Origin of the sequence: Dankookia sp. GCM10030260 (assembly GCF_042666655.1) — a bacterium.
Taxonomy (GTDB): domain Bacteria; phylum Pseudomonadota; class Alphaproteobacteria; order Acetobacterales; family Acetobacteraceae; genus Paracraurococcus.
This window is the reverse complement of sequence record NZ_JBHTDE010000002.1, coordinates 137,416-156,267: the sequence shown is the minus strand read 5'-3', so window position 1 is coordinate 156,267 and position 18,852 is coordinate 137,416. Positions and strand designations below refer to the sequence as shown.

The 18,852-nt window shown below is 70.4% G+C and carries 18 protein-coding genes; 6 read left to right on the top strand and 12 right to left on the bottom strand.

The features are described from left to right. Window positions 1-42: 42 nt before the first annotated feature. Both ACFQS7_RS07090 and ACFQS7_RS07085 read right to left on the bottom strand, forming a co-directional pair. The gene (locus ACFQS7_RS07090; protein WP_380066339.1) at window positions 43-1,140 is read right to left on the bottom strand and encodes a mandelate racemase/muconate lactonizing enzyme family protein; all 1,098 of its coding nucleotides are present in this window, start codon (window positions 1,138-1,140) and stop codon (window positions 43-45) included. Next, complete coding sequence (locus ACFQS7_RS07085; protein WP_380066338.1) at window positions 1,137-2,384, bottom strand: MFS transporter; 1,248 nt, start codon at window positions 2,382-2,384, stop codon at window positions 1,137-1,139. The genes ACFQS7_RS07090 and ACFQS7_RS07085 overlap by 4 nt, the downstream gene beginning before the upstream one ends. A gap of 80 nt (window positions 2,385-2,464) precedes the next feature. On the opposite strand from ACFQS7_RS07085, the gene ACFQS7_RS07080 reads away from it, so the two are divergent. Continuing rightward, window positions 2,465-3,652: a CaiB/BaiF CoA transferase family protein gene (locus ACFQS7_RS07080; protein ID WP_380066337.1), complete on the top strand. Its 1,188-nt coding sequence runs from the start codon at window positions 2,465-2,467 to the stop codon at window positions 3,650-3,652. A gap of 138 nt (window positions 3,653-3,790) precedes the next feature. On the opposite strand, the gene ACFQS7_RS07075 is transcribed toward ACFQS7_RS07080, so the two are convergent. From ACFQS7_RS07075 to ACFQS7_RS07060, 4 genes are read right to left on the bottom strand one after another with little or no spacing between them, the layout of a single operon-like run. Next, window positions 3,791-4,402 carry a glutathione S-transferase family protein gene (locus ACFQS7_RS07075; RefSeq protein ID WP_380066336.1) on the bottom strand — a complete coding sequence of 204 codons (612 nt, stop codon included), beginning with the start codon at window positions 4,400-4,402 and terminating at the stop codon, window positions 3,791-3,793. Between the two features lie 19 nt (window positions 4,403-4,421). Then, on the bottom strand, window positions 4,422-4,886 hold the full coding sequence (locus tag ACFQS7_RS07070; protein WP_380066335.1) for a DUF2269 family protein: 465 nt from the start codon (window positions 4,884-4,886) through the stop codon (window positions 4,422-4,424). A 7-nt stretch (window positions 4,887-4,893) separates the two neighbouring features. Continuing rightward, a complete protein-coding gene (locus ACFQS7_RS07065) occupies window positions 4,894-5,442 on the bottom strand; it encodes a UGSC family (seleno)protein (protein ID WP_380066334.1) in 549 nt (182 codons plus the stop codon). Between the two features lie 12 nt (window positions 5,443-5,454). Beyond that, on the bottom strand, window positions 5,455-6,546 hold the full coding sequence (locus ACFQS7_RS07060) for a hypothetical protein (protein ID WP_380066333.1): 1,092 nt from the start codon (window positions 6,544-6,546) through the stop codon (window positions 5,455-5,457). A gap of 102 nt (window positions 6,547-6,648) precedes the next feature. On the opposite strand from ACFQS7_RS07060, the gene ACFQS7_RS07055 reads away from it, so the two are divergent. The 4 genes from ACFQS7_RS07055 to ACFQS7_RS07040 all read left to right on the top strand — a co-directional run bounded on the left by ACFQS7_RS07055 (window position 6,649) and on the right by ACFQS7_RS07040 (window position 10,992). Beyond that, window positions 6,649-6,975, top strand: a complete 327-nt coding sequence (locus ACFQS7_RS07055; protein ID WP_380066332.1) for an NIPSNAP family protein — start codon at window positions 6,649-6,651, stop codon at window positions 6,973-6,975. A gap of 4 nt (window positions 6,976-6,979) precedes the next feature. Beyond that, on the top strand, window positions 6,980-7,876 hold the full coding sequence (gene speB / locus ACFQS7_RS07050) for an agmatinase (RefSeq protein WP_380066331.1): 897 nt from the start codon (window positions 6,980-6,982) through the stop codon (window positions 7,874-7,876). 392 nt (window positions 7,877-8,268) lie between these two features. Next, window positions 8,269-9,489: a type III PLP-dependent enzyme gene (locus tag ACFQS7_RS07045; RefSeq protein ID WP_380066330.1), complete on the top strand. Its 1,221-nt coding sequence runs from the start codon at window positions 8,269-8,271 to the stop codon at window positions 9,487-9,489. Between the two features lie 117 nt (window positions 9,490-9,606). Further along, window positions 9,607-10,992 carry a homospermidine synthase gene (locus ACFQS7_RS07040; protein WP_380067224.1) on the top strand — a complete coding sequence of 462 codons (1,386 nt, stop codon included), beginning with the start codon at window positions 9,607-9,609 and terminating at the stop codon, window positions 10,990-10,992. 52 nt (window positions 10,993-11,044) lie between these two features. On the opposite strand, the gene ACFQS7_RS07035 is transcribed toward ACFQS7_RS07040, so the two are convergent. From ACFQS7_RS07035 to ACFQS7_RS07015, 5 genes are all read right to left on the bottom strand, one after another. Then, window positions 11,045-12,025, bottom strand: a complete 981-nt coding sequence (locus ACFQS7_RS07035) for a zinc-dependent alcohol dehydrogenase family protein (protein WP_380067223.1) — start codon at window positions 12,023-12,025, stop codon at window positions 11,045-11,047. 101 nt (window positions 12,026-12,126) lie between these two features. After that, window positions 12,127-13,260 (bottom strand): zinc-dependent alcohol dehydrogenase family protein, encoded by a 1,134-nt coding sequence (locus ACFQS7_RS07030; protein WP_380066329.1) that lies wholly within the window; start codon window positions 13,258-13,260, stop codon window positions 12,127-12,129. Between the two features lie 12 nt (window positions 13,261-13,272). Beyond that, on the bottom strand, window positions 13,273-14,235 hold the full coding sequence (locus tag ACFQS7_RS07025) for a Bug family tripartite tricarboxylate transporter substrate binding protein (protein ID WP_380066328.1): 963 nt from the start codon (window positions 14,233-14,235) through the stop codon (window positions 13,273-13,275). Continuing rightward, window positions 14,232-15,191, bottom strand: coding sequence for a Bug family tripartite tricarboxylate transporter substrate binding protein (locus ACFQS7_RS07020; protein WP_380066327.1), 960 nt, complete (start codon window positions 15,189-15,191; stop codon window positions 14,232-14,234). The genes ACFQS7_RS07025 and ACFQS7_RS07020 overlap by 4 nt, the downstream gene beginning before the upstream one ends. A gap of 10 nt (window positions 15,192-15,201) precedes the next feature. Further along, window positions 15,202-16,191 (bottom strand): Bug family tripartite tricarboxylate transporter substrate binding protein, encoded by a 990-nt coding sequence (locus ACFQS7_RS07015; protein WP_380066326.1) that lies wholly within the window; start codon window positions 16,189-16,191, stop codon window positions 15,202-15,204. A 148-nt stretch (window positions 16,192-16,339) separates the two neighbouring features. On the opposite strand from ACFQS7_RS07015, the gene ggt reads away from it, so the two are divergent. Then, entirely contained in the window at window positions 16,340-17,944 is a 1,605-nt protein-coding gene (gene ggt, locus ACFQS7_RS07010; protein WP_380066325.1) for a gamma-glutamyltransferase, read from the top strand. A gap of 9 nt (window positions 17,945-17,953) precedes the next feature. On the opposite strand, the gene ACFQS7_RS07005 is transcribed toward ggt, so the two are convergent. Then, on the bottom strand, window positions 17,954-18,598 hold the full coding sequence (locus ACFQS7_RS07005) for an MBL fold metallo-hydrolase (RefSeq protein ID WP_380066324.1): 645 nt from the start codon (window positions 18,596-18,598) through the stop codon (window positions 17,954-17,956). Between the last annotated feature and the right edge of the window lie 254 nt (window positions 18,599-18,852).

Genomic DNA, 18,852 nt, shown 5'->3' with positions numbered 1-18,852 from the left:
GGCGAAACGGCCGGGGCGGCCCTGCGCCGCCCCGCGCCCGCGCTACTTCAGGACGAAGCCGCGCAGCACCTCCGGCTTGAAGGCCAGGCCGTGGCCGGGGCGCTCGGGGGCGATGATGTGGCCGGCCTCGTAGGCCGGCGGGTCGACCCAGACATCGTCCAGCAGGCCCATGTTCTCCGCCCAGATCCCGTTCGGGATGCTGGCCAGCAGATGCACGTTGAGCTCGGGGAAGAGATGCGGCGCCATGGTCATGCCCCAGGTGTCGGCGACCGTGGCGATCTTGCGCAGCTCGGTCAGCCCGCCGCGCATCGGATCGGGCTGCAGGATCGGCAGGCGCGGGTTCTGCAGCACCGGCTTCAGGTCGGCCCGACCGAAATGCGTCTCCCCGCCGACCACCCGCGTGGTCAGCGCCTCGGCGCAGCGGAGATAGCCCGAGAAATCGTCCGGCAGCACCGGCTCCTCGATCCAGTAGGGGTCGTAGTCCTGGAAGGCGCGGCCGGCGATGATCGCCTGGTCGGCGGTCCAGCCCATGTTGATGTCGATCATGATCTCGACATCCGGGCCGACCGCGTCGCGCACCATCCGAAGGTTCCGCACATCCTGCCGCCAGTCGCCGATATGCGCCGCCTGCATCTTGATGGCGGTATAGCCCTGCGCCGCGTAGTGCTTCGCCTTGGCCGCCATGCCCTCGCCCAGCGCGCCGCGGAAGCAGCCGCTGCCATAGGCCGGGATGCGGCTGCGGACATGCCCCCACAGCCGGTGCAGCGGCAGGCCCGCCGCCTTGCCGACCACGTCCCACAACGCGATGTCGATCGCCGACTGCGCCATCATGGTCACGCCGCCACGCCCGCCGGTCAGAGTCGTGCGCCATAGCGACTGCCAGATGCCCTCCACCTCGGTCGCGCTGCGGCCGATGATGCAGGGCGCCAGCGCCTCGGCGATGCAAGCGCCGATGGTGCGCTGCAAGGGCAGGTTCAGCAGATGCAGGTAGCCCATGCCGGTGAGGCCGGAGGCGGTGACGACCTCCACCACCACCAGGTCGCGCTGCGCCCCGAGCGCATGGCCGAACAGCCAGGGGTCGTCCGCCCAGGGCAGCTGCAGCAGCGTGGTGCGGATCTCACGGATCGTCAGGTCGGTCATGGTGTTTCATCTCCCTTGGCCAGGATGGCACGCCAGAGCGGCCAGCACAGCGCCAGCGCCAGCAGCCCCAGCCCGCCGGTCAGCGCGCAGGCCAGGGTCGCCCCCAGCGCATCGGCGGCCAAGCCCAGAGCCAGGAAGCCGATCGGCCCGAGCCCGATGCAGACCGAGAGCAGGCCGAGCACCCGCATCCGCACCTCCGCCGGCGCCAGCAGGTACACCAGCGTCGCCTGCATGATGCTGAAGCCGGACTGCCCGAAGCCGACCAGCAGCAGCGCGGCGCCGGCGACCGTCGCGTTCGGCGCCACGGCAAAGCCGGTGACCATCGCCAGGTACAGCGCCAGCCCGCCGAGATAGAGCCGCGCATACCAGGCCGGCCGGGCGAGTGCCGCCATCAGCAACGCGCCGGCGAAGGCGCCGACCCCGTCCATGCTGGCCAGCAGGCCGGTCGCTTCCGGCCCCAGCCCGTAGCGGTCCTGCGCGACCACCGGCACTAGGCTGGTGAAGGGCCAGCCGAAGATGTTGAACAGGATGGTGACCACCAGCGTGCCGCGCAGCCGGGGCGACCGGCGCACCGCCTGCAGCCCCTCCCCCATCCGCGCTAGCACGCCTTCCCCGCCCGCCGCCACCGGTGCGCTGCGGTAGCGCAGCGTCACCGCCGCCATCAGCGCGAGGAAATAGAGCCCGACCGAGACGACGAAGCTGCCCTCGATGCCGAAGGCGGCGAACAACAACCCGGAGACGGTCGGGCCCAGCATGCGGCTGGCATTGTTGCTGCCGACGTCGAAGGACATTGCCTCCCCCATGCGGGCGGGGCCGACCACCTGACCGATCAGCATCCGCCGCACCGGGTTGTCCGCCGCCCAGGCGATGCCGTTGATGAAGCTGGCGGTGGCCAGGTGCCAGACGGCCAGCGCGCCGGTCATGGCCAGTACCGCCAGCACGAAGGAGGTCAGCAGGCTGACCAGCACGATGGCGACGAGGGCGGTGCGCGGCTGCACCCGTTCCGCCAGCACGCCGAGCGGCGCGCCGAACAGGCCCATCGGCAGGATGCGCAGCATGCCCATCATGGCGACCAGGAAGGCGGAGCCGGTGGCCTGCCAGACGAAGATCGAGACCGCCAGCATCTCCAGCCAGCGGACCATGAAGATGATCAGCCCGATGCCCCAGAGCCGGCGGAAATCGCCGAAGGCAAAAGGGCGCGGCGAGGCTTCCGCCGGCGCGGTCAGGCTGGTCGTTCCCTCCATGCCGCGCATGGTGACGCCGATTGGCGGGCGCCACCAGGGGCGCCATACTCCCGCTCAGGAACGTTCAGGGAATAGCAGCCATGCGGCCCTTTGAAGGCATCCGCATCATCGACATCACGCATGTGCTGGCAGGACCCTTCGCGGCCTACCAGCTGGCGCTGTTGGGCGCCGAGGTAATCAAGGTGGAACCGCCGGACGAGCCGGACCAGAGCCGCGACAGCGGCCCCGACCTGGCGCTGAACCGGGCCGGCATGGGCAGTTACTTCCTGACCCAGGGGTCCAACAAGCGCGCCATCACGCTCGACCTGAAGCAGAGGGCCGGCCAGGAGGTCCTGAAGAAGCTGGTCGCCGGCGCCGACGTGCTGGTGGAGAATTTCCGCCCCGGCGCCTTCGAAGCGCTTGGCCTGGGCTGGGAGGCGTTGAGCGCCATCAACCCGCGGCTAATCTACTGTTCCATGTCCGCCTTCGGGCAAAACGGCCCGCGCGGCGTGCAGACCGCCTACGACCATGTGATCCAGGCAACCTCCGGCATCATGGCCGCCACGGGGACGCCGGAGGTGAACCCGATCAAGTACGGCGCCCCGGCGATCGATTACGCCACCGGCACCATGGGCGCCTTCGCGCTGTCGGCCGCGCTGTTCCAGCGGGAACGGACCGGCCGCGGCCAGCGGATCGACCTGGCGATGCTCGACGTCGCGCTGATGATGCAGGCCAGCCACGTCACCGCCTACCTCGCCTCCGGCAAGGCGGCGAAGCCGAGCGGCAACAAGCACCCGCAGGCGACCAACAGCGCCTACCCGACCAAGGACGGCATGGTGATGCTGGGGGCGAGCAACCTGCGGCAGCAGAAGCGCCTCTGGGCCGCGCTCGGCCGGCCGGAACTGGCCAAGGCCAACAACGAGGAACGGCTGGCCGCGCGTGGCGCCGAGGAAGCGGTGCTGAACGAGATCATGCTGACCCGCACGGCGGATGAGTGGGAGGCCTACCTGCAATCGCAGCACGTGCCGGCGGCCCGCGTCCGGCGGATGGAAGAGGCGCTGGCCGACCCGCACCTTGCCGCGCGCGGGGTGGTCCACCGCTTCGAAGGTGGCGCCCCGGGCGTGCCGCAGGCCTTCGGCGTGCCGGTCGCCGCCTTCACCCTGGCGCATGGCGGGCCACGGGTGGACAGCCCGCCACCGATGGTCGGCGAGCATACCGACGCGGTGCTCGGCGAGCTCGGCTACTCGGCTGCCGAGATCGCTGCGCTGCGTGCTGGCAAGGTGGTGTAGGCAGGAAGGTTGGGGGAGGAAATCATTCCCCCTAACCTTTCTTTTTGCGAGTCGGGACCTGCCGCGCGGCGAATGCCAAGCCGCAGACATGGATGAGGGGTCCGGGGAGAATACCTTCTCCCCGGCGTTTCTTCTCCTTCAGGACGCGGCGGAGGGCCGCGCCTTCATCCGCTCGACCAGCCCGGTCACCGCCGTCAGCGCTGGGTTCACCGGCTGGCCGACCTGCGCGCCGAAGTCGAGGAAACAGAACAGCAGGATGTCGGCCAGCGTCAGGCGGTCGCCGCAGACGAACTCGCGCCCCTGGATCAGCCCGTCCAGCCAGGCCAGCTTCTCCTGCGCCGTCAGCTTCAGCTCGTCCGCCGCCTGCGGGATGCAGCGGATACGGTTCTGGAACAGCTTGAGGCCCTGGCTGAAGCGGAAGCCGTTGGTCATCGGCTCGAGAATGTTGAGGTCGATGCGGCGGCACCACATGCGGCACTCCGCGCGCTGCTGCGGCGTAGCGCCGATCAGGCTCTCACCCGGCGTGATCTCGTCGAGGTATTCGCAGATCGCGGTGATCTCGGCGAGGATCGAGCCGTCGTCGAGCTCGAGGCAGGGCATCTGCCCGGCCGGGTTCTTCGCCAGGTAGGCCGGCTGGCGGTTCTCCCCGCCACGCAGGTCGATGGTGGCCTTCGGCAATTCGATCCCGCGCTCGGCCATGAACATGCGGACCACGCGCGGATTGGGCCCGATCGAATCATACAGCAGCATTGTCGTTTGCCCCCTTGCTTCAGGACTTGGCTATCATGCTCCACATGGCGCCGACCAGCGGGACCGTGGCGACCAGGCCCCAGACGATCCAGCGCCGGCCGAGCCGGAAATAGACATCCGGAATCGCACCGCCATCGGCGAAGCCGCGCGCCATGCGCGCCTGGCGGACCTGGATCGGCACCAGCAGGAACAGCCAGATCATCCCGGCAATCACGAATTGCACCTCGGACCAGACCAGCCAGTCGTCGCGCAAGGGATCCATGCCCGCCATCCATGCAGCGGCGAAGCCGCCCACCACCAGCAGCACGATGCCCCAGAAGGTGAAGAACCAGTCGGTGATGGTCACCAACCGCTGGGCGAAGCCGATGATACGCGGATCACGCGTGCGGTCGGCATAGAGCTTCCAGATGGCGGTGACGGTGACGTTGCCGACCAGCAGCACCATGCCGGACAGGTGGATCAGCTTCCAGAATTCGTAGCTCACCGCGCGGTCAGCGCCCCAGCCACACCGCCTGGGCCTGCAGCGCGATCTGCGCGACGCGGGCCGCCACTTCCTCCGCCGTGATGGAGCTGACCGGATGGTCGATCACCACCGGCAGCAAACCCTGCATGCCGAGCGCGGTACGGGTCAGCGCCGTCTCCTGGACGAATTCGGTGGTGATGATGCAGGCGGTCGGCACGCCCAGCCGTTCCAGCGCGATGCTGTCCCGCACGCAGCAGGAACAGCAGGACCCGCAATCGCCGATCGCGGTCAGCACGATGTCGCATTCGGCGGCCAGCCGGGCGATCAGGTCCGGCGCGGCATCCTTGGAGAAGCTGTGCTTCACGGCGTAGGTCACCGCGGCGAATCGCAGCGTGCCTTCCAGCGCCGCCTGGGCACCGCGCAACAGCTTGTTGGCGTTCCACTTGCTGTTGTCGAGGATGCCGAGCCGCAGCCCGTCCAGCGCGGCGGGGCGCCGTGCGACCGGGGTATCGGTGCTCTCCACCCGGCCACGCGGGTCGAAGACGAAGCGGCTGCCGGCATCAAGCGTGGTGAGCATGCTGTTCCCCCCTCAGATCGCACAGACGCCGTCGGCGCAGTCCGGACCGTCCGGCGCCGCCGCATCGCCCACTGGCTTGACCACCGGCGTGTTCATATGGCCCCAACCCGGGATGAAGGCGGAGAACCGCCCGGCATGCCCGCCGACGACGAACACATGGATGTTGTCCGGGCTTGGCACGAGCGGGATGCGGCTGTCCGGGTCCCGCTTGTACCATTTCGGCAGGTTGCGGTTGTAGACGCGGCCGTAGCGATGATCTCGGCTGATCAGCCGGAAGGCATTGCCGCTATGCATCCAGAGGTAATGGCGGATGTCGTGCCGGGTCCAGCCGTGCCGGGCGATGTCCCGCGCATGCTCCAGCCCCAGCGCCACGGCGCAATGCCCGGACAGCACCGCGTTGTTCGACGCGATGGTGCTCATCGCCGAGCAGACGGTGTCGAGGATGCCCTCGGGGTCGTTGCACTGGTGGTCGGTGACGCTGTGCGGCGCCTCGGCGGCCATGGCGAAGACCGTGCTGTCCCCGGGCTTCCAGCCGTGTTCGACATGGTAGGGGGCGAAGGGGCTCTCGGCCTCGTTCTCGCTGATCGCGTAGTTGTACTTGGCTGGGTTGCCGAGCGTGCATTTGTCGAGGTCGGGCGGATGCGCCCCGCCGACGTTCAGCATGACCAGGCGGATGGCGCGGCCGATGGTGGCATTGGCGCGATTGCCGGGGCCGAAGGCATTGGCACCGCCATTCATGCCGATCGCCCGCGCCGCCGGCCCGTTCACGATGACCAGGGGCGCGGCCATATGCGTCGTTGCCTGCACCCCGTTCAGGTTGAAGGCGGGATCGCACAGCGCCTGCATCGCCGCCCGCAGCACCGGGGCATAGTCCGGCAGGCAGCCGGCCATGACCGCGTTGATCGCCAGCACCTCCCGCGTCAGCAGGCCCCAGCGCGGCGCCACCTTGCATTCCACCAGGTCCGGCTCGCCACCCAACGCGGCGACGAAGGCCGCCACCTTGGCCGGCGTCGGTGGCACCACCGGCAGCCCATCGGTCCAGCCGGCGGCATAGTGGTATTCGACAAGATCGGTGCCGGCCTCGACGGCGGTGGCGATCGACATGCGCGTTTCCCCTTTCGGCCCATCCTGCACCGGCCGGCGTCCGGCTTCCAGCCGGCCCCGATAGCGGGCTAGCATCGCCCACCCACAAGGGAGGGACCCACCATGATCCACGAATTGCGCATCTACCACTGCCTGCCGAACCGCCTGCCGGCGCTGCTGAACCGATTCAACACGGTGACGCTGAAGCTGTGGGACAAGTACGGCATCCGTCAGGCCGGCTTCTGGACCACGCTGGTCGGCCCGTCCAACCACGCGCTGTACTATCTGGTCGAATGGGAAAGCCTGGCCGAGCGCGAGGACAAGTGGAACCGCTTCGCGGTGGATCCGGACTGGGTGGCCGCCCGCACCGCGTCGGAAGCCGACGGGCCAATCCTGGAGCGGGTCGAGAACATGTTCCTGCAGCCGACCGCCTTCTCCTCGGTGAAGTGATCTGATGCAGCCGCACCACCCGACCTTCGCCACGCCGCCGGGTTTCCTCGGCATCACGCGGCAGGACGGGGGTGCGGCCCTCTGCATCGCCGGCGTGCCGCTCGATATCGGCACCACCAACCGCGCCGGCGCCCGCGACGGGCCCGGCGCGATCCGCCGCGCCAGCCGCATGCTGGTGGATGGCGGCCATCCGCAGCACTGGGTCGACCCGCGCGAGATGGACATCGCCGATCTCGGCGAGTTCGAGATCGCCCTCGGCGACCTGGCGGCCAGCCTGGCGCTGATCGAGCGCCAGGCGGCGGCCTGCCGGCACCTGGTCACCCTCGGCGGCGAGCACGGCATCACCCTGCCGCTGCTGCGGGCACTCGCCGGACGGGTCGGCGGGCCGCTCGGCCTGCTGCACATGGATGCGCATCTCGACACCTGGGCGGACAGCTGGGGGCAGACCCTCGCGCACGGCTCGGTCTTCTTCCACGCCATCAACGAGGGCCTGATCGACCCACGGCGGATGATCCAGGTCGGCATCCGCTCCCCCATCGACCGGGCGACCTGGGACTGGACCGTGGCGCAGGGCGTGACCATCGTCCCGGCGCAGGAAGCGCTGGAATCGACACCGGCGGCACTGGCGGCACACATCCGCACCGTGCTGGGCGACGCGCCGAGCTACCTGTCCTTCGACATCGATGCGCTCGACCCCGCCTTCGCCCCGGGCACCGGCACGCCGGAGATCGGCGGCCTCGCCACCTGGCAGGCGCAGGGCATCCTGCGGCGGCTGGGCGGGCTCGACTGGCGCGGCATGGATATCGTGGAGGTGGCGCCGGCCTACGACCAGGCCGAGATCACCGCCCTGGCCGGGGCGACCATGGCCTGGGAGTACCTCGCGCTGCTGGCCAAGGGCTGAATCCTGGCCGGTAAGTTTCCGGTCACCCGCCGGCCATTCGGCCGGACATGCCCGCCATGCAGCGACCAACCTGAAAAAAGCATGGCAATTCCCGCACGGACCCACTATTTCTCCGGTCGCGCCGCCCGTGAGGGATGGCGCTGACGCCATCGCACGTGCCGCGAGCCCTCCCGGGGGCACAGTAACGACGGGACGCGTCCTTTTCGTCCATGCCGGTCCCTACGGGGCCGGGGCCGTAAGGGATTGTCTATGTCGCTCGAACGCTCCGCGGCGGTCTGCAGTCCGCACCGCATCGTCTGAAGCCCGCCCCGGCCCTGCCGGTCGCCGCTCCATTCCCCTTTGCCGATCCGCTGCGCCGCCGCGCGTGGCGTGATGCCGTGAGGACCCGCCCGATGGACCTGATTCGCGCCCGTGCCGCCGTCGCCCCGCTGCGCCGCGACCTCGACGCCGGCACTGCCCTGCCCAGCGTCGACGCCCTGGTCGCCGTCGCCCGGCCGGAGGAGCCGATGCACTGCCTGCGCCCGGCCGCCATAGCCGCGGCCGCCGCCTGCTTCGTGCAGGGCTTCCCGGGCAAGACTCTGTATGCCGTGAAGTGCAACCCGGAACCCGCCGTGCTGCGCGCGGTCTGGGATGGCGGGGTGCGCCATTTCGATTGCGCCTCGGCCGCCGAGGTGGCGCTGGTCCGCACCATGTTCCCGGAGGCCGGCATCCACTTCATGCATCCGGTGAAGGCCCGCGGCGCGATCCGCGAGGCCTGGACGCGCCACGGCGTGCAGGATTTCGTCCTCGACACGGCGGAGGAACTGGCAAAGATCCTGGCCGAGACCGGCGGCGACGCGGCGCAGGGCCTCGGGCTGTTCGTGCGGCTGGCGCTGCCGAAGGGCGTTGCCCGTCATGACCTGTCCGGCAAATTCGGCGCCGAGGCGGCGGAGGCCGTGGCGCTGCTGCGCGCCGCCCGGCCGCATGCGGCGCGGCTCGGCCTGCACTTCCATGTCGGCTCGCAGTGCCTGGAGCCGCTGGCTTGGCGCCGTGCGATGGAGCTCGCCGGTCAGGTGATCCGCGCCGCCGGCGTGCCGGTCGAGGTGGTCGATGTCGGCGGCGGCTTTCCCGTCGCCTATCCGGACGTGACCCCGCCGCCGCTCGGCGCTTTCTTCGCCGAGATCGAGGCGGCCTTCGAGACGCTGGACCTGCCGGGCGCCGTGCTTTGGGCCGAGCCGGGCCGGGCGCTGGTGGCGGGCGGCGGCAGCGTGGTGGTGCAGGTGCAGCAGCGCCGCGGCGGCGACCTGTACGTGAATGACGGCGTTTATGGCGCGCTGTCGGATGCCGGCGCGCCGGGTTTCGTCTTCCCCTGCCGGCTGATCCGGCCGGACGGCGTGGCCGCCGACACGCTGCAGGGCTTCGCGCTGTATGGCCCGACCTGCGACAGCGCCGACCGCATGGCCGGCCCCTTCTGGCTGCCCGAGGATGTGCGGGAGGGCGACTGGATTGAGATCGGCCAGCTCGGCGCCTATGGTGCCTGCCTGCGCACCGCCTTCAACGGCTTCGACCGGGCCCGCCTGGTCGAGGTCCGCGACCACCCGATGCTGGGTGACGAAGCTGCTCTCGCGGCCTGACATCGGATTGCCTTTTTACAGGGGCGGGCTTGCCGGCCTATGCCGTCGGGCCCGCCCGACCGCGTGCCCAGGAGTATCCTTACCGTGATCCACGCTTCCTTCCCCGGCCGCTTGGTGATGCTCGGCTTCGGCAGCATCGGCCAGGGCCTGCTGCCCCTCATCCTGCGGCATATCGACCTGCCGAAGGACCGCATCACGATCGTCACCGCCGAGCAGCGGGGCCAGGAGGTCGCGGCCGAATACGGCATCCGTTTCGTGGTCGAGGCAGCAACGCGGGAGAACTACCGCGACCTGCTGACGCCGCTGCTGGCGAAGGGTGACTTCCTGTTGAACCTGTCGGTCGACGTTTCTTCCGTCGCGCTGATGCGGCTGTGCCAGGAGCTCGACGTGCTCTACCTCGACACCGTCGTCGAGCCCTGGCTGGGCGGCTATACCGACCCCTCGCTGAGCCCCTCCGAGCGGTCGAACTACGCGATGCGCGAGAGCGCGCTGGCGCTGCGCGAGGCGTCGCGCGGCGGCCCGACCGCGGTCACCGCGCATGGTGCCAATCCCGGACTGGTCAGCCATTTCGTCAAGCAGGCGATGCTGGACATCGCCCGCGACACCGGCGCGCCGGTGGCGAACCCACCGCCCGCTTCCGACCGTGCGGCCTGGGCGAAGATCGCGCAGGGCCTGGGCGTGAAGGTGATCCATATTGCCGAACGCGATACCCAGGTGGCCGATCGGCCGAAGAAGCCGGGCGAGTTCGTCAATACCTGGTCGGTCGATGGCTTCGTCGGCGAAGGCTGCCAGCCGGCCGAACTGGGCTGGGGCACGCATGAGAAAGCGCTGCCGGCCGACGGCTGCCGGCATGAAACCGGCTGCGATGCGGCGATCTATTTGCTGCGGCCGGGTGCGAGCACCCGCGTGCGCACCTGGACGCCGCTGGAGGGCCCGTTCCACGGGTTCCTGATCACCCACAACGAGAGCATCTCGATCGCCGACTACTACACGGTGCGCGACGCGGCGGGGAATGCCGTCTACCGGCCGACCGCGCATTACGCCTACCACCCCTGCGACGATGCGGTGCTGTCGGTGCATGAATTCGCCGGCAAGAACTGGCAGTTGCAGCCGGAGAAGCGGCTCATGACTGACGAGATCATCCGTGGCATGGACGAGCTCGGCGTGCTGCTGATGGGCCATGCCAGGGGGGCCTACTGGTACGGCTCCCGCCTGACGATCGAGCAGGCGCGGCGCGTGGCGCCGCACAACAACGCCACCTCGCTGCAGGTGACGGCGGCGGTGCTGGCCGGCGTGGTCTGGGCGATGGAGAATCCGCGCGAGGGGCTGGTCGAGTCGGACGAGATCGACCACGCCCGGATCCTGGAGATCTGCGCGCCCTATCTGGGCGATGTCGTCGGCGTCTATTCCGACTGGACGCCGCTGCAGGACCGCGCGGCGTTGTTCCCCGAGGCGCTGGACGAGGGCGATCCCTGGCAGTTCAGCAACATCCGTGTAGTGTGAACAAAAACGGCGTGGGGGGAGGTATTCCCGCCACGCCTCCGATTCTTCTCGGTCAAGGCGCCAAGACCAGGGCGCCTGTCACCTCGCCGGCGCGCAGGCGGTCGAGCGCCAGAACGGCCGAGGATAGCGGCAGGGTTTCGACTTCGGTACGTACGGGCACCTGGGGCGCAAGGGCCATGAAGGCCTCTCCGTCGGCGCGGGTCAGGTTCGCCACCGACCGCACGCTCCGCTCCTCCCACAAGATGGAATACGGGAAGCTCGGGATGTCGCTCATATGGATGCCGGCGCAGACCACCACGCCGCCGCGGTCCACCGCCCGCAGCGCGGCGGGCACGAGAGCCCCGACCGGCGCGAAGATGATCGCGGCATCGAGCGGCTCGGGCGGCGCCTCCTCGGATCCGCCGGCCCACACCGCACCAAGCCCGCGCGAGAAATCCTGCGCCGCCCAGTCGCCGCTGCGGGTGAAGGCATAGACCTGCCGCCCCTCGTGCCGCGCCACCTGTGCCACGATATGCGCCGCCGCCCCGAAACCATACAGGCCCAGCCGCCGCGGATCACCCGCCATGCGCAAGGCCCGATGCCCGATCAGACCGGCGCAGAGCAGCGGCGCCGCCGCGGCATCGCCATAGGATTCCGGAATGGCGAGACAGAACCGCGCATCCGCCACCATGTACTCCGCATAGCCGCCATCGATCTGGTAGCCGGTGAAGCACGCTTGCCCGCACAGATTCTCCCGCCCCGAGCGGCAGAACCGGCAGGTGCCGCAAGCTTGGCCGAGCCAGGGCACGCCGACCCGGTCGCCAGCGGCGAATCGCTCGACGCCTGGCCCCGTCGTCACCACGCGCCCGACAACCTCATGCCCCGGGATCACGCAGGGCTTCGGCGCCGCCAACTCGCCATCCACCACATGCAGGTCGGTCCGGCAGACCGCGCAGGCCGCGACCTTCAGTAGCAGTTGGCCCGGTCCGGGCACCGGATCCGGCACCGCCTCGGCCACCAGCCGGCCCGGACGGTGCAGCCGCATCGCCAGCATCGCAACCTCCCCCTCGCAGCAGGTCCTGCCGGGGTAATCGTTCGGGCCGGCTGGCTGCGCCATCCCCCTACATCACGATCGGGGGGAGTCGCGCCGGCTGCCTACATGTTCGGCCGCAACACCTGCCGCAGCACGCTGCCGTCCGACAGCCGGTCGAAGCCGGCATTGATCTCGGACAGCGGCAGGAAGCCGCTTTTCAGCGACCCCACCGGCAGCTTGCCGCGCTTGTAGAGGCCGAGGAAACGGGGGATGTCCCGCTCGGCGATGCAGGACCCCATGTAACTGCCGAGGATGCTCTTCTCGTCCGAGACCAGCCCCGAATGCATGTAGGAGAAGTTCGCCCCTTGCGCCGGTAGCCCGGCGCTGACCACGCTGCCGCCGCGCGCGGTGATGGCATAGGCCAGTTCCATCGCACGGATATTCCCCGCCGTCTCGATCACCGTGTCGACGCCGCCATCGGTCGCCGCCTTCACCTGTTCGACGCAATCCGCATCCGTCGCCAGGAAGGTGTCAGTCGCCCCCCATTGCCGCGCCAGGCCCAGCTTCTCGGCGCTGGTGTCGATGGCGATGATCCGCTCCGCCCCGCCCGCCACGGCGGCGAACAGCGCATTCATCCCGACGCCGCCGAGGCCGACAACGGCGATGGTGTCGCCCGCCTGCATCTTCGCCGTATTGAGTACCGCGCCGGCGCCGGTCATCACCGCGCAGCCGAAGATCGCCGCATCCTCCAGCGGCACGGACGGATCGATCTTCACCGCCGAGCGCCGCCCGACCACGGCATATTGGGCAAACAGCGACAGCCCGCTGCCGTGGTTGATCGCCTCCCCGTTCAGCCGCTTGATGCGCTTGGCGCCCGAGAGCAACGTACCCGCGGCGCGGGCCGCATTGCCGGCGTTGCAGATGTTCGACCGGCCGCGCACGCAGTTGCGGCAGACGCCGCAGGAGGCGACGAAGACCGTGACCACATGGTCGCCCGGCTTCAGGTCGGTGACGCCCTCGCCGCATTCGCGGACGATCCCGGCGCCCTCATGGCCGATGACCACCGGCAGCGGCCGCGGCCTTATGCCCTCGATGGCCGACAGGTCGGAATGGCAGAGGCCGGCGGCGGCGACCTCGATCAGCACCTCGCCCGGGCCGGGGCCTTCCAGTTCCACGTCCTCGATGACCAGGGCATTGGAGGTGGCATAGGGGCGCGGCTTCCCCTGCTCGAACATGATCGCGGCCTGCATGCGCATCGGTGACGTTCCCTATTCAGCTTTCATGTCCGCTTCGCGGGCGACCGTCGCCCAGGCGCCGAGGTCGGCCCGGATGCGGCGGGCGAATTCTTCCGGCCCGAGCGCCAGCACGACGGAGGCCTGGCTGGCCAGGCGGTCCTGCACCTCGCGCGTCTTCAGCAGCGCCGCCATGTCCTCGGCCATGCGGCGGACCAGCGGCGTCGGCGTGCCGGCCGGCGCCAGCAGCCCGTACCAGACGCCGGTATCGACCAGCGGATGGCCGAGCTCGGCCAGCGTCGGCACCTCCGGCAGTTCCGGCGCCCGCTGCGGCGAGAGCACCGCCAGCGGCCGGATCTGCCCGTTGCGGAAGCCGCCGATGGTGCCGACCAGCGTGCCGACCGTCACCGGCACCAGCCCCGCCACGACATCCTGCATGGCGGGCGCGGTGCCCTTGTAGGGCACGTGCGTAAGCTGGATACCGAGCGCCCGCTGCAGCATTTCCCCGCCATAATGGCCGTTGCCGCCGATGCCGGTGGTGGCGAAGCTGACGGCACCCGGCTGCGCCTTCGCCGCCGCGACTAGGTCCGCAACGCTGCGGAAAGGCTGCTGCGTGCCGCACCACAGCACGTTCGGCGATGCGGCGATCGAATGCACCGGCGCGAAGTCGCCGATCGGGTCGTAGGGCAGCTTGGCATAGAGCGGCGGGTTCATGACGTGGTTGTTCGCCGCCAACAGCAGCGTGTAGCCATCGGGCGCCGAGCGCGCGACGGCCTCTGTGGCGATCGTCGCATTGGCGCCGCCGCGGTTCTCGATCACCACCGGCTGGCCCCAGGCCGCCTGCAGGCCGGGCGCCACGGCGCGGGCGATGAAATCGGTCGGCCCGCCCGGCGGGAAGCCGACGAAGAGCCGCACCGGCCGCTCCGGCCAGGCCGCCCAGGCCGGACGCGCGGCCAGCAGCGCCGGCAGGGCGAGCAGCGCGCGCCGGGTCGCGCTCATTCCGCGCGGATCCCGATGGCTTTGGCCACCTCGATGCTCTCCTCCATCTCGCGCCTGATGCGTGCGGCGAATTCCGCCGGCCCTTCGTCCAGCACCACGCCGCCCTGGTCGAGGATACGCCGGCGGATCTCCGGGCGACGAATGATCGTGCGCGCATCGGCCGCGATCCGCTGCACCACCGCCGGCGGCAGGCCGGCCGGGCCGATCAGGCCGAACCAGGGGCTGGTATCGGGGATGTCGAGGTCGCTCTCGGCCAGGGTCGGCACATCCGGCAATACCTCTACCCGCTGCGGCGCACAGATGGCGATGGCGCGGATGGCGCCGCCCCGCGCCAGGGTCAGCGCCCCGGACAGCGTGGAGAAGGTGATGGGCACCCGCCCGCCGGCCACGTCCTGCAACGCCGGCGCCGCGCCCCGATAGGCGATATGCGTCAGGTCGATGCCGGCCTTGCGCGCTAACATGCCGCCGGCGAAGTGCCCGGAGGAGCCGTTGCCGGAAGTCGCATAGGCCAGCGTGCCGTCCTTCCGTGCCCGCGCCACCACGTCCCGTGCCGTCCGCAGCGGCGAATCCTTCGGCACGAAGAGCACGGTGGGAGAGCCGTAGAGCAGCGCGATCGCGGTGAAATCAGCGATGCTGTCATAGGGCAGCCGGGCATAGATCGCCGGATTGCTGGCCTGCACGCTGGTCGCCAGCAGCAGGGTATAGCCATCCGGTGCGCTGCGGGCGACGATCTCGGTCCCCAGCACCGCGCTGGCGCCAGGGCGATTCTCGATCACCAGCGGCTGGCCCCATACCTGCTGCAGGGGTTCCTGGAACAACCGGGCGACGAAATCGGTCGGCCCGCCGGCGGTATAGCCGACGACCAGCCGCACCGGCTTGTCCGGCCAGGGCGCCTGGGCGCGCGCCATCGCCGGCAACAGCGGCAACGCGGCCAGCGAACGGCGGGGGATGCGCATGGTCGTCTCCCTATTCGGCCTTGATGCCGGCGGCGCGGGCGATGGCGCTCCAGCGCGGGATCTCGGCATTGTAGCGGGCGGTGAAGGCGGCCGGTCCCTCGCCCACCGGGATCGCCGCCTGTTCGACGAAGCGGGCTTGGATCTCCGGCTGGCGCAGCAGGCCGATGACATCGCCGGCGATCTTCTCCTGCACCGTCCGTGGCGTCGCCGCCGGCGCCATCAGCCCGTACCAGACGCCGCAATCGGGGATGTCGAAACCCAATTCTTTCAGCGTCGGCAGGTCCGGCAGCGCCGCCACACGGCTGTCGCCGGCGACCGCCAGGGCGCGCAGCTTGCCGTCGCGCAGCAGAGGGAAAGCGCCGGCCAGGGTGCTGAAGGTCAGCGGCACCCGGCCGCCGACGACGTCGGTCAGCGCCGGTGGCGCGCCGCGATAGGCAATGGCGGTCAGCTCGATGCCGGCGGCGCGGGCGAAGGACTCGCCGGCGAACTGGCCCGGCGAGCCGGTGCCGGAAACGGCATAGGCAAGCCCCGGCCTGGACTTCGCCGCCGCCACGACATCCGCCACGCTGTGCCAGGGCGAATCGGCACCGACGAACAGCACGGTGGGCGAGATATAGATCAGCACCACTGGCGCCAGCTCGGCCGGGTCGTAGGGCATGCGAGGCATGATTGCCGGGTTGATGGTGTTCGGGCTGTTGCCGAGGAGGAGGGTATAGCCATCCGCCGGGCTGCGCACCGTGGCCTCCGAGGCGATGATGCCGCTCGCGCCGGGGCGGTTCTCGATCACCAGCGGCTGGCCCCAGAGCGCCTGGAGATGCGGCTGCAGCAGGCGGGCGGCGAAGTCGGTCGGGCCGCCCGCGGGATAGCCGATCAGCAGGCGGACCGGCTTGTCCGGCCAGGGCGCCTGCGCCCTCGCGGCTAAGGGTGCGGCGAGGCTGGCCGCCAGCAGCGCCCGGCGCCCCGGGCGCGTCCCGGCCGAGAGGCCGCTTCCTGTCCGCATCGTTTCCTCCTGCGCGGTCGCCGTTCCGGCGCCGCGGCGTTCGGCAAGACGATCCGATCCCGGGCCGGGCGCGTCAAGCCGCGGCGGCGGGCTTTCGCCGCGGCGCCGGGCGTGCTGGCATGCCGCCGTTCATCGAGGGAGCCCCGCCATGCATCCGGCCCTGCGCAGCCACCGGCCGTTGATCATGGGACGCCGCGGCGCGGTCGCCACCAACCATCCCGTGGCGACGCAGGCCGGCCTCGACGTGTTGCGGGCGGGCGGGACGGCGGTAGATGCCACCATCGCCGTGTCGCTGCTGCTGGGCGTGGTGGAGCCGGCCATGTCCGGGCTCGGCGGCGACGGGTTCTTCAACATCCATCTCGCCGGGCGGGCAGGCTTCTGCGTCAACGCCACCGGCGCCGCGCCGCAGTCGGCGACGTCCGAAGCCTATCGGGACGGCATCCCGGTCGCCGGGCCGCGCAGCACTTCGACACCCGGGTTGCTGGCAGGGCTGGCGCTGCTGCATGCGCGGCACGGCACCCTGCCCTGGCCGCGGCTGGTGGCGCCGGCGATCGAGGCGGCGCGCGACGGCTTCGCGGCAACTCACGCCTACGCGCATTTCGCCGGCGACTGCCTGGCGAAGCTGCGGGCCAGCGCCCCCAGCGCGGCGCGCTTCCTGACGGATGGCGCGGCCCCGGCGCCCGGCGCGCTGGTGGTGCAGCCGGAACTGGCGGAGACGCTGGAGACGATCGCCACGGAGGGGGCGGAAGGCTTCTACCGCGGCCGGCTGGCCGCACGCCTGGCCGCCGCCATCGCCGCGGCGGGCGGCATGGTCTCCGCCGCCGACCTCGCCGCCTGCACCGCCGAGGTCCAGGCCCCCATCGCCATCCCCTTCCGCGGCTTCGAGGTGCGGCAGACGCCGCCGAATTCGACCGGCTTCACCTTCCTGCAGATGTTGGCGATCCTCGACCGCTTCGATTTGGCGGCGCATGACCTGGACAGCGCGGCACTGATCCACGTGATGGTGGAAGCGAAGAAGCGTGCCTTCCTCGACCGCGAGCGCTGGGGAGCCGATCCACGCGGGCTCGATATCCCGCTTGCCCGCCTGCTCTCGGCGGAATACGCGGCGAAACAGGCGGCGCGGATCGACCCGCATCGCGCGGCCGACCTGCCGGTGCGGCCGGACAAACCTAGCGACACCACCTATTTCTGCGTGGTCGATGCGGCGGGCAATGCGGTCTCGGCCATCCAGTCGATCAATTCCGCCTTCGGCAGCGGCGTGACGGCGGGCGATACCGGCGTGCTGCTGAACAACCGCATGGCCTATTGGCACCTGGAGGACGGCCACCCGAACCGACTGCGGCCGGGGATGCGGGTGCGGCACACGATGAACGCGCCGATGGTGTTCAAGGATGGCCGGCTCTGGGGCGTCTTCGGCACGCCGGGCGCGGATAACCAGGTGCAGGTCAACCTGCAGGTCATGGTGGCGATGGCGGTCTTCGGGCTCGACCCGCAGCAGGCGCTGGAGATGCCGCGCTGGACCAGCAACCAGCCGGGCCAGCCCGCCAACTACCCGCATGCCGGCGATGCGGTGCTGACCCTGGAAGCCGGCCTGGCCGGCGCCGCCACTGGACTGCGGGGGCTCGGCCATCTCGTGAAGGTCGTGCCGCCGCTGGAAGGTCCCTGCAGCGTCGAGGCGATCCGCGTGCTCGACAACGGCGTGCGCATGGCCGGCAGCGATCCGCGACGGGACGGCTGGGCGGCGGCCTACTGAGCCGAAGGGTCAGCCGCCCCGGAGGAAGGGGTTGCTGCGCCGCTCCTGGCCGAAGCTGGAGCCCGGGCCATGGCCGCAGAGGAAGGCGATGTCGTCGCCCAGCGGCAGCAGCTTGTCGTGGATGGAGCGGATCAGCGCCCCCGGATCGCCATAGGGGAAGTCGGTCCGGCCGACCGAGCCCTGGAACAGCACGTCGCCGACGATGGCGATGCGCAGCACCTCGCTGACGAAGACCAGGTGTCCCGGCGTATGGCCGGGGCAGTGCAGGACGGCGAATTCCTCGCCGGCGATCGAGACCGTCTCGCCTTCGGTCAGCCAGCGGTCGGGTGTCACATTGCGGGATGCGAAGCCGTATTGCGCGCCCTGCGCCTCGATCCCTTCCAGCAGGAAGCGGTCGCGTGCGTCGGGGCCGATGATCGGCGGTCGGTCGGGCAACCCTTCCTGCAGCGCCGCGGCACCACCCGCGTGGTCCAGGTGGCCATGGGTCAACAGGATGCTGGAGACCTTGACCTTGAGCTCGTCGATCGCCTGCAGGATCCGGTCGACATCGCCGCCCGGATCGACCACCGCGCCCTCGTCGGTCGCTTCGTCCCACCACAGCGAGCAGTTTTGCTGGAAGGTCGTTACAGGGATAATCGCGGCCTTCAGGGTCATGCGCAGCGTCCCATCGGGCCCGACGGCGGCACGGTTACGCGTTCACCCAGTCTCCCGTATCCGGCATGCGGCATCATTCTCACTCCCCGGCTGACGGACCGCGACGGTAGGGGGGCAGCCTTCGCCCGGCAAGCGGCGGGCATGCCGCGCGGCGCGGCGATCCGCCTGGCCGTGGGCTGAGCAGATCGGGGGTAGCGTGCACTTGGTCCGCACGCCGGTGGGGGGGGGCCGGGTTCGAACAATGTCTGCCCCGC

Bases quoted from the DNA above. Each gene is read 5' to 3' on its own strand.
- ACFQS7_RS07090 (WP_380066339.1), bottom strand. From the start codon at position 1,140: ATGACCGACCTGACGATCCGTGAGATCCGCACCACGCTGCTGCAGCTG.
- ACFQS7_RS07085 (WP_380066338.1), bottom strand. From the start codon at position 2,384: ATGGAGGGAACGACCAGCCTGACCGCGCCGGCGGAAGCCTCGCCGCGC.
- ACFQS7_RS07080 (WP_380066337.1), top strand. From the start codon at position 2,465: ATGCGGCCCTTTGAAGGCATCCGCATCATCGACATCACGCATGTGCTG.
- ACFQS7_RS07075 (WP_380066336.1), bottom strand. From the start codon at position 4,402: ATGCTGCTGTATGATTCGATCGGGCCCAATCCGCGCGTGGTCCGCATG.
- ACFQS7_RS07065 (WP_380066334.1), bottom strand. From the start codon at position 5,442: ATGCTCACCACGCTTGATGCCGGCAGCCGCTTCGTCTTCGACCCGCGT.
- ACFQS7_RS07060 (WP_380066333.1), bottom strand. From the start codon at position 6,546: ATGTCGATCGCCACCGCCGTCGAGGCCGGCACCGATCTTGTCGAATAC.
- ACFQS7_RS07055 (WP_380066332.1), top strand. From the start codon at position 6,649: ATGATCCACGAATTGCGCATCTACCACTGCCTGCCGAACCGCCTGCCG.
- speB (WP_380066331.1), top strand. From the start codon at position 6,980: ATGCAGCCGCACCACCCGACCTTCGCCACGCCGCCGGGTTTCCTCGGC.
- ACFQS7_RS07045 (WP_380066330.1), top strand. From the start codon at position 8,269: ATGGACCTGATTCGCGCCCGTGCCGCCGTCGCCCCGCTGCGCCGCGAC.
- ACFQS7_RS07040 (WP_380067224.1), top strand. From the start codon at position 9,607: ATGCTCGGCTTCGGCAGCATCGGCCAGGGCCTGCTGCCCCTCATCCTG.
- ACFQS7_RS07035 (WP_380067223.1), bottom strand. From the start codon at position 12,025: ATGCTGGCGATGCGGCTGCACCGTCCGGGCCGGCTGGTGGCCGAGGCG.
- ACFQS7_RS07030 (WP_380066329.1), bottom strand. From the start codon at position 13,260: ATGCGCATGCAGGCCGCGATCATGTTCGAGCAGGGGAAGCCGCGCCCC.
- ACFQS7_RS07025 (WP_380066328.1), bottom strand. From the start codon at position 14,235: ATGAGCGCGACCCGGCGCGCGCTGCTCGCCCTGCCGGCGCTGCTGGCC.
- ACFQS7_RS07020 (WP_380066327.1), bottom strand. From the start codon at position 15,191: ATGCGCATCCCCCGCCGTTCGCTGGCCGCGTTGCCGCTGTTGCCGGCG.
- ACFQS7_RS07015 (WP_380066326.1), bottom strand. From the start codon at position 16,191: ATGCGGACAGGAAGCGGCCTCTCGGCCGGGACGCGCCCGGGGCGCCGG.
- ggt (WP_380066325.1), top strand. From the start codon at position 16,340: ATGCATCCGGCCCTGCGCAGCCACCGGCCGTTGATCATGGGACGCCGC.
- ACFQS7_RS07005 (WP_380066324.1), bottom strand. From the start codon at position 18,598: ATGACCCTGAAGGCCGCGATTATCCCTGTAACGACCTTCCAGCAAAAC.